This window comes from Bacteroides sp. MSK.20.82 (assembly GCF_019052485.1).
GTDB classification, from domain to species: Bacteria; Bacteroidota; Bacteroidia; order Bacteroidales; family Bacteroidaceae; genus Bacteroides; species Bacteroides thetaiotaomicron.
Map to the genome: position 1 here is coordinate 42,284 of NZ_JAHQUN010000028.1, position 17,401 is coordinate 59,684.

At 46.1% G+C, this 17,401-nt stretch carries 9 protein-coding genes; 4 read left to right on the top strand and 5 right to left on the bottom strand.

Annotated elements, in window-relative coordinates; translation table 11 throughout:
* Positions 1 to 149 precede the first annotated feature (149 nt).
* From KTR07_RS19110 to KTR07_RS19120, 3 genes are all read right to left on the bottom strand, one after another.
* The gene (locus KTR07_RS19110) at positions 150 to 2,405 is read right to left on the bottom strand and encodes a GH92 family glycosyl hydrolase (RefSeq protein ID WP_008767773.1); all 2,256 of its coding nucleotides are present in this window, start codon (positions 2,403 to 2,405) and stop codon (positions 150 to 152) included.
* Between the two features lie 17 nt (positions 2,406 to 2,422).
* Complete coding sequence (locus KTR07_RS19115; protein WP_032841480.1) at positions 2,423 to 5,674, bottom strand: glycoside hydrolase family 2 protein; 3,252 nt, start codon at positions 5,672 to 5,674, stop codon at positions 2,423 to 2,425.
* A 181-nt stretch (positions 5,675 to 5,855) separates the two neighbouring features.
* Positions 5,856 to 6,878, bottom strand: a complete 1,023-nt coding sequence (locus tag KTR07_RS19120) for a YafY family protein (protein ID WP_008767775.1) — start codon at positions 6,876 to 6,878, stop codon at positions 5,856 to 5,858.
* Between the two features lie 111 nt (positions 6,879 to 6,989).
* On the opposite strand from KTR07_RS19120, the gene KTR07_RS19125 reads away from it, so the two are divergent.
* The gene (locus KTR07_RS19125; protein WP_225710334.1) at positions 6,990 to 8,507 is read left to right on the top strand and encodes a TROVE domain-containing protein; all 1,518 of its coding nucleotides are present in this window, start codon (positions 6,990 to 6,992) and stop codon (positions 8,505 to 8,507) included.
* Positions 8,508 to 9,137: 630 nt separating this feature from the next.
* Positions 9,138 to 11,018 carry a DUF4980 domain-containing protein gene (locus tag KTR07_RS19130; RefSeq protein ID WP_113748295.1) on the top strand — a complete coding sequence of 627 codons (1,881 nt, stop codon included), beginning with the start codon at positions 9,138 to 9,140 and terminating at the stop codon, positions 11,016 to 11,018.
* Between the two features lie 204 nt (positions 11,019 to 11,222).
* Here KTR07_RS19130 and KTR07_RS19135 read toward each other — a convergent pair whose 3' ends face one another.
* Both KTR07_RS19135 and KTR07_RS19140 read right to left on the bottom strand, forming a co-directional pair.
* The gene (locus tag KTR07_RS19135) at positions 11,223 to 12,095 is read right to left on the bottom strand and encodes an aldose 1-epimerase family protein (protein ID WP_113748296.1); all 873 of its coding nucleotides are present in this window, start codon (positions 12,093 to 12,095) and stop codon (positions 11,223 to 11,225) included.
* 34 nt (positions 12,096 to 12,129) lie between these two features.
* Entirely contained in the window at positions 12,130 to 12,297 is a 168-nt protein-coding gene (locus tag KTR07_RS19140) for a hypothetical protein (RefSeq protein WP_165938096.1), read from the bottom strand.
* Positions 12,298 to 12,534: 237 nt separating this feature from the next.
* Here KTR07_RS19140 and KTR07_RS19145 point away from each other — a divergent pair, with 237 nt between their 5' ends.
* Positions 12,535 to 15,648 (top strand): TonB-dependent receptor, encoded by a 3,114-nt coding sequence (locus KTR07_RS19145; RefSeq protein WP_181981980.1) that lies wholly within the window; start codon positions 12,535 to 12,537, stop codon positions 15,646 to 15,648.
* 27 nt (positions 15,649 to 15,675) lie between these two features.
* Positions 15,676 to 17,388: a RagB/SusD family nutrient uptake outer membrane protein gene (locus tag KTR07_RS19150; RefSeq protein ID WP_117981693.1), complete on the top strand. Its 1,713-nt coding sequence runs from the start codon at positions 15,676 to 15,678 to the stop codon at positions 17,386 to 17,388.
* The last annotated feature ends 13 nt before the right edge of the window (positions 17,389 to 17,401 follow it).

The following is a 17,401-nucleotide window of genomic DNA, read 5'->3' on the forward strand; positions in this document are numbered from 1 at the left end:
CGGGGACTTATTTTATATAACCAAAGTGTTGGAATACTCGTATATGATAGCTGTCGTCCGGAGAATATGACAAGAGGTATTGTCGAAGAATCAGATGTTATTTCGATGATTCTTCGACAACCCTCTTGCGCTTAATCGCTAGAATATAGCTACTTGATTTCTAATGATGGAGGAACATCCTCTGCTCCGCTGGCCCATGTCTTGTTGGGTTTGTTGCCCATTACCAATACTAGCTTGCCACCGCTCATCAGGTCATCATGGCTGAACCATGATTTGTTCCATTCTTTGCCATTCAGCGTGGCGGACTGGATGTATTTGTTGTCATCGGAAGCATTCTTAGCTTCGATTTCGAAGACAGCTCCGTTGCTGAGTGTAATCTTGGCATCTGTGAAAAGCGGGCTTCCGATAGTGTAGGCCGGCAATCCCGGAGTGACAGGGTAGAAGCCCAGGGAGGAGAAGACCACAAATGAAGTCATACCTCCGCCGTCCTCATCTCCCGGAATACCCATCAGGTCATTGCGGAACCATGTTTTCAGCATTTGACGGATGCGCTTCTGTGTTTTCCACGGCTGTCCGGCGTAGTTATAAAGATAAGGAACGTGCAGAGACGGTTCGTTCGCCATCGAGAATTGGCCTACATTACCCGTATGGTCGGGCAGTTTTGCGTAGAATGCATATTTGCTCCGTCCCAGCGGTTCGGTGAAAGTGCGGTCAAGGTTGGCGATGAACTGCTCGTTTCCTCCCATAAGGCTGATGAGGTCGGCTACATTGTGTGGCACGTCCCAGCGGTAAACCCAGCCGTTGTTTTCTCCATAATACTCACGGGCTCCCATGCCTCCGGGGAAACGGTAGTCGAATGGCTCAATCCATTGTCCTTCCTTATCTTTCGGATGGAAGAAAGCGGTTTCTTTATTGTAGAGATTCCGGTAGTTATACGAACATTTCAGATAGTATTCGGCCTCTTCCTTCTTGTTCAGAGCTTGGGCGATACGGGAGAGACACCACTGGTCGTAGCTGGTTCCCAGAGTGACAGCGACAGGCTGGCGCTTCTCGAAAGGATGTACGTTCGGGTCGTTTTCCGGTTCATCCACACGGAGGGCGGGGATATAACCGTTTTCACGGTAGAAATTGTCCAGCCAGCCGGCCGGTGCTCCCGACCACGGGGCGAGCGTCTTTTCTTCAATCCCTTTCCGGCAAGCTTCGTAGGCTTTTGCCGTGTCTACTTTCAACCCTTTTGCCAGTGCGTCGGCTACCGTGGCAACGGCATGATTGGAGTTCATACGGCGTGTGTCACCTGTTACTTCGGGGAAAGTAGGCATCCACATATTGCCCATTTGTTCCGCCATGCGCAGGTAGGATGCGATGATGTCTTCTTCCTTTTGTTGGTCGATCAGTGTGCGGAGAGGATGTGCGGCACGGTAAGTGTCCCAAATCCAGTCGTCGGTGTAGAAAGGAGTACCGTTGTCTTCGTGTACTTTTCCGTCGAAGGCGCTGAAGTAACGGCCGCCTTCGCTCATGCAGATAGGGCGTTCGAAGGTACGGTAGAAAGAAGAGTAGAATACGGTTTTGTCATCTTCCGTTCCTCCTTCTACTTGGATACGTCCCAACGTTTCGTTCCAGATTTGGCGTCCTGCTTCTGCCAGTGCTTTGATGTTATAGTCTTTTAATTCGCGGTGCAGGTTCTTTTCGGCCTGTTCCTCGCTGATAAAAGAAATACCGTAGCGGAGGTTGACCGTTGTGGTTCCATCGGCAAAGCGCCATGCCGCGCAGGCGTTTGCGCCTTCGGCATTATCCTTACTTGTTTCAATAGTGCCGTTTTCGAGGATGCCGGCGCTTATCGGCTTCTCCTGTGCTTCTATATATACATAGACATTGGTGTTGTCATTTAGTTGCTGGCGGCCGCTGATGAAGTTCTCGTTGGCGTGGATAGAGCCATTGCGGGAGTTTACGATGAGGTAAGCCGGTTTGTCTGCCTCGTACGTTATCCGGTAGATAGCCGACTGGTGGGAAAGCGCATATTCCGCTTTCATACGGTTGTCATCCAGTTCCACATCGAAAGAATAAGGAGTAATGTGCTCGTTGTCATAGTTGTACGTTATGACCGGACGCAGCTTTTCTCCCTGATAGGGACTGAAATTGAATGCGGAACGTTCCCGGTGATTGGTGACAATCAATGGAAGCCCCTTCAGCAGTTCGGAGGTGTAGTCGGCGCGTTCCGGGTAAACACGAAGCATACTGTTGGGTAACTGGATGGTGGGGAACGTGGGAACCAGCAGATGGCTGATGTTGCCGATATACGGGTTGACGTAATCGACCGGTGTCCGATCCGCTGTTTGCAGGCTACCGTTACATGCGCTCAGCGTTGAAATGATAGCCGCCGAGGCTAAAATGTGTGTAAGTTTCATCATATATTTATTTACTATTATTTGGTTTCCGGATTCACGAAAGCTGCTTTCAACAACGGAAGGAAATCTTTCTTGTTATCGCATTTGAAATAGCCGGTGAAGTCGTTCCGGTCTCCGGCTCCTAGTTTGATCACCAGTTTATTCCATCCTTGCAGCAAGGGCAATTCTTTGTAGATGATTTCGTTGCGTCCGTCGTGGGATACAGCCGTATAAGGTTTGTCGTTGATGAGCAGCGCACGTTTCTTTGCTTTCACAAAGAGGGATAGTTTCGGCATGTTCGGCTCTATCAACAGGTCGTCCAGAGGGCGTGGACTGAATACATAAAGTTCCAGTGTCCATTCACCGTCGCTGTCCTTCACCAGTTTCTCTTTGGTGGCTACGGGGAAGTTGATCTGTTCGTCGCGCAGGAAGAAGACCTCGTCGATATTGACTTCCGGCTTTTGGAAGGCTATTCCGGCATTCTTCAGGATAGCGCTCAAAGTGTTGAACCCCTTCTCCGAGTTGGCAAATTCGGTTAATGTGTTCAGATAGAAAGTGGAAGCGTTCTGCTGGCATTTTACAAATACAGGAGTGGCGGCTGTACATTCGTATTCACTGCGGATCGTTCCGGCAGTCTTGATCTCTTCCGGGCGTTTGTTCCACTTTCTCCAGTCGGTCTTACAGGCGTTCAGCAAGACCTCGCCTTCTTCTACGAAAGCTCCTTTCAGCGAGTAGCTGGAAGCGTTGGTCTTCTGAAGTTCGCAGAAGTAGAAGTCGGAATTATTGAGTCCGTGCATCCATGACTTTTGTACGGGCAGGAAAGAAGAACGCTGCAGATTATCCAAGGACACCGGAAGCGGAAGAATTTCATTGTATGCGGCTACCGTTTCCGGTGTGAGTCCCCATATCCATACATCCGCACCTTTGGCGATTTGCTTTTGCATCTCATCTTTGGTAGAAGCATCCAACTTTTGGCTACCGTCTACAATATAGAGCAACAGGGAAGGAGTGTTTGCCTTCTTGGCGAATATGACTCCTTGCGCATCCATCAGCTGCTTTAATTTACTGTTCTGACTACCGATAAAGATGACTTCCTTATACTTTTTGGAAGGAGTTGTTGTTTTGCGATGATCGTACTGTTGTTTGTCGATTACAGCATAAGGAGACCAGGCCGGTTGCCCCGGAGCATTGGCTGCGCGTAGAGCACTGTACATCGGCCATTCCTGATAGAGCGGCAAGGTCGGGTCGTAACCGGGGTTGAACGTCGTACAATAAGGGCCTACCCGTTCGGGCTGCACGCCCGGAACTCCCTCTTTGTAATCACCGAAGAAGACTCCGTCAGCTTCAACGGTGGGAGCTTTGCTTTTGTCTTTCTTGCCGAGTGGAAGCGGTTTCAAGGCATACCATGCCATATTGAAGACTGTGCTGTAAGAGGCTCCCATCTGTCTTTGGTTGACGATGAGGTTGTAACATTCGTTAGCCAGCCCTTCCATACGGCCTTCCTGTGATTCGTAAGCGCGTTCTCCATTATATTTGGCAACCTGTTCCGGGGTGCCGTAATAAGCCATACTGTGTTCACCGATTCCCCAAGGTTTTCCGATTTCGATCCAGCGTTTCATGGAGTTGATGTCTCCGTAGTGGCCTACGGTCACGGGCAATATACCGTCACCGTCATCTTCCCCGTCTGCTGAAATCCACGGGCGGGTAGGGTCGTACTGATGTACAATGTCACGCCATTCTTCCCATGCCTTCTTTTGTACCGGCATCAGTTCGGGGCGATTGTAAACGTGCAGGATAACGGGTTTGTTTTCGTTGCTGATACTCCAGCCGAAAACGGACGCGTGATTTCTGTCGCGCAGGACAAAACGTTTCAGATGTTCTTTGGATGCTTCCCAGAAGAGGTCGGAGTCCAGTTTCGGACCACCGTCGCTGGCCCAGTTGGCTGTTTCATTCAGTACGCAGATCCCCATTTCATCAGCCATATCAAGGTAGAAGCGGGGATAGACTTGCGCGTGCGGACGGACTGCGTTGGCATTCATCCCTTTAATGGCGGTGAACCAGGCCCACGCATAACGGCGGGTCATCTGCGGGATACCCATAAAATGCCAGGAGTCACCATGCAATGCGTAAGGTTCGCCGTTCAGGTATTGTGTAGTACCTTGCAATGTCCATTCACGCCAGCCGAAACGTTCGTATTTGGTATCGACAGTCTGTTTCTGGTTATTGACGGAAAGTAACAGGGCATACAGGTTGGGATGCTCCGGAGTCCAGTATTTTAATATGTCCTTGTCGACAGGTACTTGCAAGGTCACTTTCTGTGAAGCCTTGGCTGGCAGGGACAGTTTCGTAGGAGCGACTTTCAATGCTTCATTACCAAGCGTCCAGTTCGGAACGGGAGCGGAGTTGACGTCTGTTCCTGCGCAGTTCACCCATTCGCAGATATTACCTTGTAGTTGTACATCAGTCTTCTTCTCTGTCCGGTTCTGAAGAGTTACTTCTATTTCCAGTGTATTCTTTGATACCAGCGGTTTTACGTATACGTCTTCCAGATGGATTTTCGGCAAAGCCAACAGATATACATCCTGCCAGATACCGTTGATCTGATACCCCCACATCGATCCGCCCGGAACAATGCGGCGTCCGATGGTCGCATTGTTTTCGAATAACGACTGGCTTCGTACGCCTACCAGTATCTCTATGTTTTCGCCGGCAGTCACTTTATCGGTGATGTCAAAGCTGAACGGTAAGAACAAATCGAAGTTCTCGCCTACCTTTTCTTTATTTACGTAGACTTCAGAATATCCGGCTACGGCCTCAAAGTGAAGTTTGATTTGTTGCCCCGACCAGTCGGCAGGGATGGTGACATTCTTCTTCATCCATGCCATTTTCACTTGTTCCCATTCTTTGGGGTATGAAGGGTAGTTGCGGTGGTCGGGACCTTCCAGGTCGCGGTAAGCAAAAGCATTGATATTCCACGGTGAAGGGATTTTGATACGTGTTTTGCTCCATTCGCTGTCGTTTTCCGGCAGGGGTAGTTCGGGAGCGATACCTTTTCCCTGAACGTATTCTTTCGGCAAGCGGACAGGCTGGAAATCCCAATAACCGTTGATGCAAATCTCTTGTCGATGTTCCTTTTCTGTTTGGTTCACCAGACCTTCGCTGGGGGCAAAGGTGTAGGGATAGACCAGTTTCTGGTCATTAGCCACTGTTTGTGTCTGCGCGTTTACCTTTGTAGATTGCAAGGTAAAGCCGGTCAGCAGACCGCATAGTAAAATTAAACTTCTCTTCATATTCATAATTTAATGAGTTTTTCGGTATTATCAAGGGCAAAGTAAAGGTCGAACCATTAAAAAGAGAGGATAAAGCAAATTAATTCTTCATTAAAATGGAATTAATTGTATCATAAAATGTCTTTTTCTCTCCGGAAAGGATGAAAATGGTCCGGTTACTTGCTTTTTATCCGAATGTAACTCACTTGGGCTTTTCGTATTGTTCTACCGCCCTCCTTAATTTCTTTTCTATTAGCTCCACCAGTGTCTGCGGGTAAAGAACTTGTATTCCGTTGGCATATCCGAAGAATACCCGTTCCAGTTCATGGTTGATGACTACTTCTATTTCAAGAATCACACTTCCGTCTTCCAATGTTTCTATGGTTCGTTGGCTGTGGTGTATCGGTTTGGTCAGGATGTAGGGGGCTTCGTTGGCGGCTACTTTAAAACCGACCTTCTCGGCTTTGCTTCCGGAGTTTTTGGTCACCCCTACCAAGTCGTCAAAGAATGTGTTCGGGTCGAAGAATGTATTCTTTATAAAGGGTTCCCGCGATAACACCTCTAACGAATGGATTCTGTCCAGAGCCAGATTCTGCAATATCCGTCCGCTTTTTCTGACTCCAAATACGAACCAACGGTTGCGATATTCCTTTAATAGATAAGGATAGAAGATGAAGCTGTTTGCCGAACGGGCCTTGAACGAACGGTATTTAAGTTGCAGGGGATGTTCGTTGACGATGGCATGGTAAATGGTATCCAGATAATCCAGCCCTTTCAGAGATTCGTTCTTTTCGAAGTCGATGACCGGAGTCGTCTTCATTCGGGCGGAGGCTACGTGATCTTCCAGCCGGTTCACAATCTCACTCATCTCCGTGAAGTAGGAGAAACCCTTGAACTGCCGCAGAACTTCCACGGCTTCCGACATCGTTTTCAGGTCCTGTTCGTTCAGCGGGGTTTGTGTGATGCTGTATTCCGGGTCTTCGTACTTGTAATACTTGTTTTCGTATACCACAATCGGTGCGTTATAACCCAGCTTCTCGCTGCGCATCATCTGTATATCCATTTGTACGGCACGTTTGCTGATTCCCTTGTCGATTCCTTCATATTCGTAAAGGGCATCCGAGCAGGCATCTACCAAGTCTTCCAGTGTCCAGCGACGATAAGGATTACGCAGACAGTTATCAATCGTTTTATAACGAATCAAGGCATTTCTATTGACCGGCATAGGCGGAAGTATAAAGATTTTCTCCAAAAGTAGAAAAATAATTTGAGGTACGCAAAAAGGCTGCGTACCCACCCCCGTATCTTTGCAAAAGAAAACAAATAAAGAGTATAAATGATGAAGTTTAACTGGATAAATAAAGGAATGAATAAAGTGCTGAACAAAGAATCGGCACCGGCTTACCGGCTGACACCCGAATGGGAATTGTACACATCCGTGGTAACTACTTCATTGAACAACAGTTTCTATGAGCAGGAGGAAGAGAGAATAGAAAGGGTCCGTACGCTCATCGGAAAATGTAACCCTTTGTTTGTGGCGCAACTGGCGGCGTACGCAAGGGAAACGATGAACCTGCGTTCCATCCCTTTGGTGATGGCGGTAGAACTGGCGCGTATCCACCAGGGCGACAATCTGGTGAAGCGGGTAACTGCCCGTACCGTTCGGCGTGCCGATGAAATCACCGAACTGCTGGCCTGTTATCAGCAGGCAAACCGGCGGACGGGGACAAAGAAACTGAACCGTCTTTCCAAACAGTTGCAGGCAGGGCTACAGGATGCATTCAATACATTCGATGCGTACCAGTTTGCCAAGTATAACCGTTCGGCAGAAGTTTGTCTGAAAGATGCCTTGTTTCTTGTGCACCCGAAAGCGAAAGATGAACGGCAACAGGAAATTTTCAATGGAATAGTTAACGATAATCTTCCGGTTCCCTATACTTGGGAGACAGAATTGTCTGCTTTAGGTCAGCGTACCTTTGCTACGGAAGAAGAACGGCGAAAAGCTTTCCGTGCCAAATGGGAAGAATTGATAGACAGTGGTAAACTAGGATACATGGCTTTGCTGCGCAATCTGAGGAATATATTGGAAGCGGAAGTTTCCGCAGATCATATTCTGACAGTAGGGAAGAGGCTGTCTTCCGAAAAGGCGGTTGAGAACTCCAGGCAGTTGCCTTTCCGCTTTTTGGCTGCTTACCGTGAGTTGTCGAAGACTCCTTCGCTCTATGCTACGATGTTGATGACGGCTTTGGAACGTGCCGTGCAGGTATCTGCTCGCAATATTACCGGATTTGATGAATCTATCCGTGTGCTGATAGCCTGTGACGTATCCGGTTCCATGCAGTGTCCGGTTTCGGCAAAGAGTAAAGTATTGTACTATGACATCGGTTTGCTGCTGGGAATGTTATTGAAGTCACGTTGCAAGCAGGTGATGACGGGTATCTTTGGCGATAGATGGAAGATTATCAATCTGCCCGATACGGGTATCTTGTCCAATGTCGATGCTTTCTATAAAAGGGAAGGTGAAGTGGGATACTCTACAAACGGGTATTTGGTTATCAAAGACCTGATAGACCGGAAGGCGCAGATGGATAAGATAATGATGTTCACCGACTGTCAGTTGTGGAATAGCCATAGTGATTTGCAGATAACGGATTTGTGGAGGAAGTACAAGAAAATTTGTCCGGCAGCCAAGTTGTATCTGTTTGACTTAAGCGGATATGGCAACACTCCGCTGGATATCACTCGTGACGATGTATTTTTAATAGCGGGATGGTCGGATAAGATATTTGATATTTTGTCTGCAATCGACAAGGGAAATGATGCGTTGCAGGAGATAAAAAAGATAGTGATATAACCGGAGTTCTCAGGATTCCGGTTTACGGAAAAAAACAGAAACAAGTGTCGTAGAGAAGAGTTACTTCGTTTGGGACGACCATAGGTCGCGGGTTCGACTCCCGCTGCTCTCCTTATTCTTTAAGGAAAAGCATAGCTCAGTTGGATAGAGCAGGTTATAGTCTCTTTTCGTTTGTTACCTTGTTTTTTACTTTGACATAAGCAGAATGTCGTAGAGAAGAGTTACTTCGTCTCATTTTAGGGGAGGAATAGTGAAGTTGTAAAATCAGCAAGACTATCCGGTTCGACTCCGGCATTGACGTGCCCCGTTTCTCTTTTCGCCTGTTACTTCTGCTTTTAAAAAACAGAAAGGGATGCCGTAGTATAGAGATACTTCGCTGTTAACGATTCGGTTGAACGCTTGTCTTTACAGACTTGAGGTACAGGTTCAAATCCTGTCTTGGCGGCTGGTCACACAGTTGGTCATGTAGTTTAAAACACACTCTGTACGCCTGTAGCTCCCTTTTTTCAATGATGTATCAAAAATGTTACTCTTTGAAACAAAGTTTATAGACGAAGGTGAAGATACCCCCTATCTTTGCCTCCGTCAATTTTTGATTAACACTAGTATAACTCTGAATATCCTGTTACCATGAAAACAACTCCTTGGATAAAACTGTGTAAAGGTGCCGTACTCGCACTGACTGTTTCCTTTGGACTGACCTATTGCCAGTCGACCAAAAGCACGTTCACTCTTGAACAGAAGGGGGATAGCCTGACAATTGTCCACATCGTTCATCCTACCCATTATATATTACTCCCCATCGAAGAAGAAGCCGACGAAAGTCAGGTGCGTCTTGATACGGGGAACGCAACGGATACCGATATGGATATCCGTCTGGCACAGACAAAGGTCGATTATTTTGTTCCCTTTGCTTTGCCGGCTGATGCAAAGACAGTCACTCTGCGCATTCAAAAGAAACCGAAAGACGCCCTCTGCTGGGAAGAAATCAAATTATCCGATACGTTTGATACTGCCAATACGGATAAATTCCGTCCTGTCTACCATCATACTCCCCTTTATGGCTGGATGAATGATGCAAACGGATTGGTATATAAAGACGGAGAGTATCATCTGTATTATCAGTATAACCCTTATGGCTCCAAATGGGGAAATATGCACTGGGGGCATTCGGTCAGCAAGGACCTGATGCATTGGGAACATCTGGCTCCTGCCATTGCCCGTGATACATTAGGGCATATCTTTTCCGGCAGTTCTATTGTCGATCAGGAGAATGTGGCGGGCTACGGAGCAGGTTCCATCCTCGCTTACTATACTTCTGCCAGCGATAAGAACGGACAGATTCAGTGTCTGGCTTATAGCAAAGACAATGGACGAACATTTACTAAATACGAAAAGAATCCTGTCCTGCGTCCTTCCGACGGTCTGAAAGATTTCCGTGACCCGAAAGTCTTCTGGTATGCACCGGAGAGTAAATGGGTGATGATTGTCTCTGCCGATAAGGAAATGCGTTTCTATGACTCCCATAATCTGAAAGACTGGAACTACCTGAGTAGCTTTGGCGAAGGATACGGTGTGCAACCCTGTCAGTTTGAATGTCCGGATATGGTGGAACTTCCTGTAGACGGCGATATCAACCATAAGAAATGGGCATTGATTGTCAATGTAAATCCGGGATGTTACTTCGGAGGAAGTGCTACTCAATATTTTATCGGTGACTTTGACGGCACAAAATTTATTTGTGACAATCTGCCGAATGTCACGAAATGGCTGGACTGGGGGAAAGATCACTATGCTACCGTCTGTTTCTCAAATACGGGAGACCGTGTGGTGGCAGTGCCTTGGATGAGCAACTGGCAGTATTGCAATATCGTTCCGACCCGGCAGTTCCGTAGTGCCAATGCACTGCCCCGTGAATTGGGACTCTATACACAGGATAATGATATTTATCTTTCCGCCGCACCGGTAGCGGAAACTAAGAACTTACGAAAAGAAAGCAAGGATGTTCCGTCCTTCACGGTAGACAAGGATTATCACATCGAATCTTTATTGACTGATAATGAAGGAGCTTATGAGCTTTCTCTGAATATCATAGCTGGAAAGGCGGAAATTATGGGATTCAGTCTTTTCAATGACAAGGGAGAGAAAGTGGATATTTACCTTAATCTTCCGGAAAAGAAGCTGGTGATGGACCGTACGAAAAGCGGCATCGTAGATTTTGGGAAGAACAGCTCTCCGCACGAGATCGAGGCGCACGACCGACGGAAGACGACTTCTATCAATTATATAGATGATTTCGCATTGGCTACATGGGCGCCTATCCAAAAGGAAAATGAATACAAACTGGATGTCTTTGTTGATAAGTGTTCGGTAGAAATATTTCTGGATGGTGGGAAGATAGCGATGACTAATCTGATTTTCCCTACAGAGCCATACAATCGTATGTGTTTTTACAGTAAGGGCGGTACATTCGCAGTCGATTCATTTAGTGTGTATAGATTAGGTTTATAAAAGGATGGATTTATTTTTCAATAGGTATTTATCAAGGATATAATCAATTGTTTATCACTTGTATAATCAGTATTTCATAGATTGGATTTATGAGTTAGTTTTTAAGTTAGGTTTTGTAGATTAGGTGTTTGGCAGCTGCCGTCCGTGAGGTCCGGCAGCTGTTCTGTGTTTCTTCAGTCTATTCGCAGAATAGGCTGTCATTACTTATTCATCGATCTCAATCGTATACCCTCCTCTGAAAGTTTCTTCCGGTTGCAGGTGTTGCATCCAGTCTTTGTCTTTGTATTCGCCTGTGTAATGTGCGCGGTCACAGCGGCCATACCACGGTTCAATGCAGACAAAAGGGGCATTCTTTGCAGGCGGAGACCATAAACCGACTACGGGAGCATGAAAGTGCAGGCTTAAATAAGCTTTCTTTTCCTTGGTATAAAGAGTCACTTTATGGATTTGCTCATTCTCTATTATCAAAGCATCTTTATCGAATGTATGTGTATCCAATGGCAATAACCCGTCTGTAAGTTCCAGAGAATATTCAGTGGAAGGGTCTGCGCATCCTTTCTCTGAGATGAGGATATACTTCAATCCTTCTTCCTTGTCAAAACCGAAGAAACCACGATTCTGTGTATCCGCATTAAAATCCGGCCAATAAAATGCAGGATGCGCACCGATTTGAAAATACATTTCTTTTTCTCCGGTATTCTTAACTTCCCATATAACCTCGATCTGCTTACCCTGAATACGATAACCTATTTCCAGACAAAACGGGAAAGGATATTTCTGTAATGTCTCTTCATTACTGACAAGGCGGTATCGTACTTCGTCATCTTTCTCTGAAACAAGAGTAAATTCCATATCACGGGCAAAGCCGTGTTGACTCAATGTATAAGCGATACCTTCATTACGATACTGGTTTTCCCACACACTTCCTACAATCGGGAAAAGTACAGGAGAGTGGCGTTTCCAAAAAGCAGGGTCGGCTTGCCACAGATACTCTTTCCCATTGGCGAGGATACTGCAAAGTTCGGCTCCATATGGAGATACCTGAATAGTAAGTTGTTCGTTGGAGATTGTTTTCATATCATTCAGTTATTTAGTTGAATACTCATTTGATTCATCTTTCAATTCCTCTTTTGACTTCTCTTTTGATTCTATTTTCGATAAAATGCCACTTTGAGCATTGTTCATCATCCCATACGGTACGGATTTTCTTTTCTTCGAAAAGCTTGATAGCTTGTTGTTTGGTCATTATTTTATGTATAAAAGGTCTCTGTTTATTCATTAGCAAATGTCTTTATTGACACACAAAGGTAACCTTTTTCGAGGGGATATACTTATGAACTATTAATTTTATTTCATCCGGGTATAAAACCCTATAAAATAGCGTTCTATGCAACATATCTTACAGCATTTGAAACATTTTTTTCAGTCGGTTGACTTAAATCAACCGTAATTTGCATCATCGAAAAGAGAAAATTCGTACTTTTAAATTAATAACATTAAACTAATGCCTGGTATCATGAAGAACAAAAAACTTCTTTGCAGCGTTTGTTTCCTGTTTGCTTTCATGTCGGCCCTGTGGGGGCAAAACATTACGGTAAAGGGAAACGTTACTTCTAAAACGGATGGGCAACCGATTATCGGTGCTTCTGTCGTTGAAACTACAGCTACAACCAACGGAACAATTACAGACTTCGATGGTAATTTCACTCTTTCAGTTCCGGCCAACTCTACTTTAAAGATTACGTATATTGGTTATAAACCGGTGACCGTAAAAGCGGCTGCTATCGTTAATGTACTACTGGAAGAAGATACCCAGATGGTAGATGAAGTTGTCGTAACAGGTTATACTACACAGCGTAAAGCCGACCTGACAGGTGCTGTTTCTGTAGTAAAGGTAGACGAAATTCAGAAGCAGGGTGAAAACAATCCGGTGAAAGCCCTTCAGGGACGTGTCCCCGGAATGAACATCACCGCCGATGGTAATCCGAGCGGATCGGCTACCGTACGTATCCGCGGTATCGGTACGCTGAACAATAACGACCCGCTTTATATAATCGACGGTGTTCCTACCAAAGCCGGTATGCACGAACTGAATGGTAATGATATTGAATCCATTCAAGTCTTGAAAGATGCCGCATCCGCTTCTATCTACGGTTCGCGTGCAGCGAACGGCGTTATCATCGTTACTACCAAACAAGGAAAGAAAGGACAGATCAAAATCAATTTCGACGCTTCTGTTTCCGCCTCCATGTATCAGAGTAAAATGAACGTATTGAACACTGAGCAATACGGACGAGCTATGTGGCAAGCCTACGTGAACGACGGTGAAAATCCGAACGGTAATGCTTTGGGATATGCTTACAATTGGGGATACAATGCCGACGGCAATCCGGTATTATACGGAATGACTCTTTCCAAATATCTGGATTCAAAGAATACAATGCCTGTGGCAGACACAGACTGGTTTGACGAGATCACTCGTACTGGTGTTATCCAGCAATACAATCTTTCCGTCAGCAACGGTTCGGAGAAAGGTTCTTCTTTCTTTTCTCTGGGATATTACAAGAATCTGGGTGTTATCAAAGACACGGACTTCGATCGTTTCTCGGCTCGTATGAACAGCGATTATAAGTTGATTGATGATATCCTGACCATCGGTCAGCATTTTACATTGAACCGCACGTCGGAAGTGCAGGCTCCGGGTGGAATTATTGAAACCGCACTGGATATTCCTTCCGCTATTCCCGTATATGCTTCGGATGGTTCATGGGGCGGACCGGTAGGCGGATGGCCCGACCGTCGTAATCCTCGTGCCGTACTTGAATACAATAAAGATAACCGATACACCTACTGGCGTATGTTCGGTGATGCCTATGTCAATCTGACTTCTTTCAAGGGATTCAATTTACGCTCCACTTTCGGTTTGGACTATGCCAACAAGCAGGCACGTTACTTCACTTATCCTTATCAGGAAGGAACGCAGACCAATAATGGCAAGAGCGCAGTGGAAGCCAAGCAGGAACACTGGACGAAATGGATGTGGAACGCCATTGCTACTTACCAGCTGGAAGTAGGCAAACATCGTGGAGACGTAATGCTAGGTATGGAGTTGAACCGTGAAGACGACAGCCATTTCTCCGGATACAAAGAAGACTTCTCTATCCTTACCCCCGACTATATGTGGCCCGATGCAGGTAGTGGCACGGCACAGGCATACGGTGCCGGTGAAGGTTATTCACTCGTCTCTTTCTTCGGCAAAATGAACTATTCTTATGCCGACAGATATCTGCTTTCGTTAACTCTCCGTCGGGACGGTTCTTCCCGGTTCGGTAAAAACCACCGTTATGCCACTTTCCCTTCCGTATCTTTGGGATGGCGCATCACACAGGAGAACTTCATGAAAGAACTGACCTGGCTTGATGATCTGAAATTGCGTGCTTCGTGGGGACAGACCGGTAATCAGGAAATCTCCAACCTTGCCCGTTATACTATCTATGCACCTAACTATGGTACAACCGATTCTTTCGGCGGACAGAGCTACGGTACGGCATACGATATCACAGGTTCTAACGGTGGAGGCGTACTTCCTTCCGGTTTCAAACGCAACCAGATCGGTAATGACAATATCAAATGGGAAACAACGACACAGACCAATGTCGGTATCGACTTCAGCCTGTTCAAGCAATCACTGTATGGTTCACTGGAATACTACTACAAGAAAACAACAGATATCCTGACTGAAATGGCAGGAGTAGGAGTGCTGGGAGAAGGCGGCAGCCGTTGGATAAATTCGGGTGCAATGAAAAACCAGGGTTTTGAATTTAATCTGGGTTATCGTAACAAGACTGCCTTTGGACTGACTTACGACCTGAACGGAAACATATCCACTTATCGGAATGAAATTCTTGAATTGCCGGAAACGGTAGCTGCCAACGGCAAGTTTGGTGGTAATGGTGTGAAGAGTGTAGTCGGACATACTTACGGCGCACAAGTCGGTTACATTGCTGATGGCATTTTTAAGTCGCAGGATGAAGTAGACAACCATGCTACTCAAGAAGGCGCTGCTGTCGGCCGTATCCGTTACCGTGATATTGACCATAACGGTGTGATTGACGAAAGAGATCAGAACTGGATTTATGATCCTACTCCCTCTTTCAGCTACGGATTGAATATTTATCTGGAATATAAGAACTTCGATCTGACAATGTTTTGGCAAGGCGTTCAGGGAGTGGATATAATCAGTGACGTGAAGAAGAAAAGCGATTTTTGGAGTGCTTCCAATGTCGGTTTCCTGAATAAGGGAACCCGTTTGCTTAATGCCTGGTCACCTACGAACCCAAACTCTGATATTCCGGCATTGACCCGCAGTGATACGAACAATGAACAGCGTGTCTCTACTTACTTCGTAGAAAACGGTTCTTTCCTGAAACTGCGTAATATCCAGTTAGGATACACCGTTCCCGCTGTTATCTCCAAAAAAATGAGAATGGACCGCTTGCGTTTCTATTGCAGTGCACAGAATCTGCTGACCATCAAGAGCAAGAATTTTACCGGAGAAGATCCGGAGAACCCGAACTTTTCTTATCCGATCCCTGTGAATATCACGTTCGGACTTAACATCGGATTTTAACTTACTTCATCAATAAAACGAATGATCATGAAAAAGATAATATATATAGCAACAATCGGAATTACCTTGCTGACAACCAGTTGTGACGATTTTTTGGACCGTCAGGTTCCTCAGGGTATTGTGACCGGCGATCAGATCGCTTCTCCCGAATATGTAGATAATCTGGTGATTTCTGCCTACGCCATCTGGGCGACAGGTGATGATATCAACTCTTCCTTCTCTCTCTGGAATTATGATGTACGTTCCGACGATTGCTATAAAGGCGGTTCGGGAACAGAAGACGGCGGTGTGTTCAACGCACTGGAAATATCCAAAGGTATCAATACCACCGACTGGAATATCAATGATATATGGAAAAGACTGTATCAATGCATCACCCGTGCCAACACAGCTCTGCAATCACTCGACCAAATGGATGAAAAGACCTATCCGTTGAAGAACCAGCGCATTGCCGAAATGAGATTCCTGCGCGGACACGCTCACTTCATGTTGAAACAGCTGTTCAAGAAGATCGTTATTGTAAACGATGAAAACATGGAACCGGATGCTTACAATGAACTGTCGAATACCACTTATACCAATGACGAGCAATGGCAAAAGATAGCAGACGACTTCCAGTTTGCCTACGACAACCTGCCGGAAGTACAAATAGAAAAAGGACGCCCTGCACAGGCAGCCGCTGCTGCTTACCTTGCAAAGACTTACCTGTATAAAGCTTACCGCCAGGACGGAGCCGACAATACCCTTACCGGAATCAACGAAGAAGACCTGAAACAGGTCGTGAAATACACCGATCCCCTGATCATGGCTAAAGGCGGTTACGGACTGGAAACGGACTATAGCATGAACTTCCTGCCGCAATACGAAAACGGTGCAGAGTCTGTATGGGCCATTCAGTATTCTATCAACGACGGTACTTACAACGGTAACCTGAATTGGGGAATGGGACTGACCACTCCGCAGATACTGGGCTGCTGCGACTTCCATAAGCCGAGCCAGAATCTGGTGAATGCTTTCAAAACCGATTCGCAGGGAAAGCCTTTGTTCAGTACCTACGACAATGAGAATTACGAAGTGGCTACAGACAATGTCGATCCCCGTCTGTTCCATACGGTGGGTATGCCGGGCTTTCCTTATAAGTACAACGAAGGTTACATCATCCAGAAGAATGATGACTGGAGCCGCAGCAAGGGACTTTATGGATATTATGTTTCTCTCAAAGAGAATGTAGATCCCGATTGTGACTGTCTGAAGAAAGGTTCTTATTGGGCCAGTTCTCTGAATCACATTGTGATCCGTTATGCAGATGTATTGCTGATGCGTGCCGAAGCACTGATTCAGTTGAACGACGGACGTATCACCGATGCCATCTCATTAATCAATGAGGTACGCAGCCGTGCTGCCGGAAGCACCATGCTGATCTTCAATTATAAAGAAGACTACGGAGTGAACTTCAAAGTGACTCCTTACGACCTGAAAGCTTACGCTCAGGACGAAGCCATGAAAATGCTGAAATGGGAACGCCGCGTAGAGTTCGGTATGGAAAGCTCACGTTTCTTTGACCTTGTAAGATGGGGAGAAGCCAAAGATGTCATCAATGCTTATTACGTGACGGAAGCATCCCGTTGCTCTATCTACAAGAATGCGGGCTTTACGGAAAATAAGAACGAATATCTTCCTGTTCCATTCGAACAGATCAGCGCAAGTAATGGAAATTATACACAGAATTTCGGTTGGTAACTAACCATCTTAA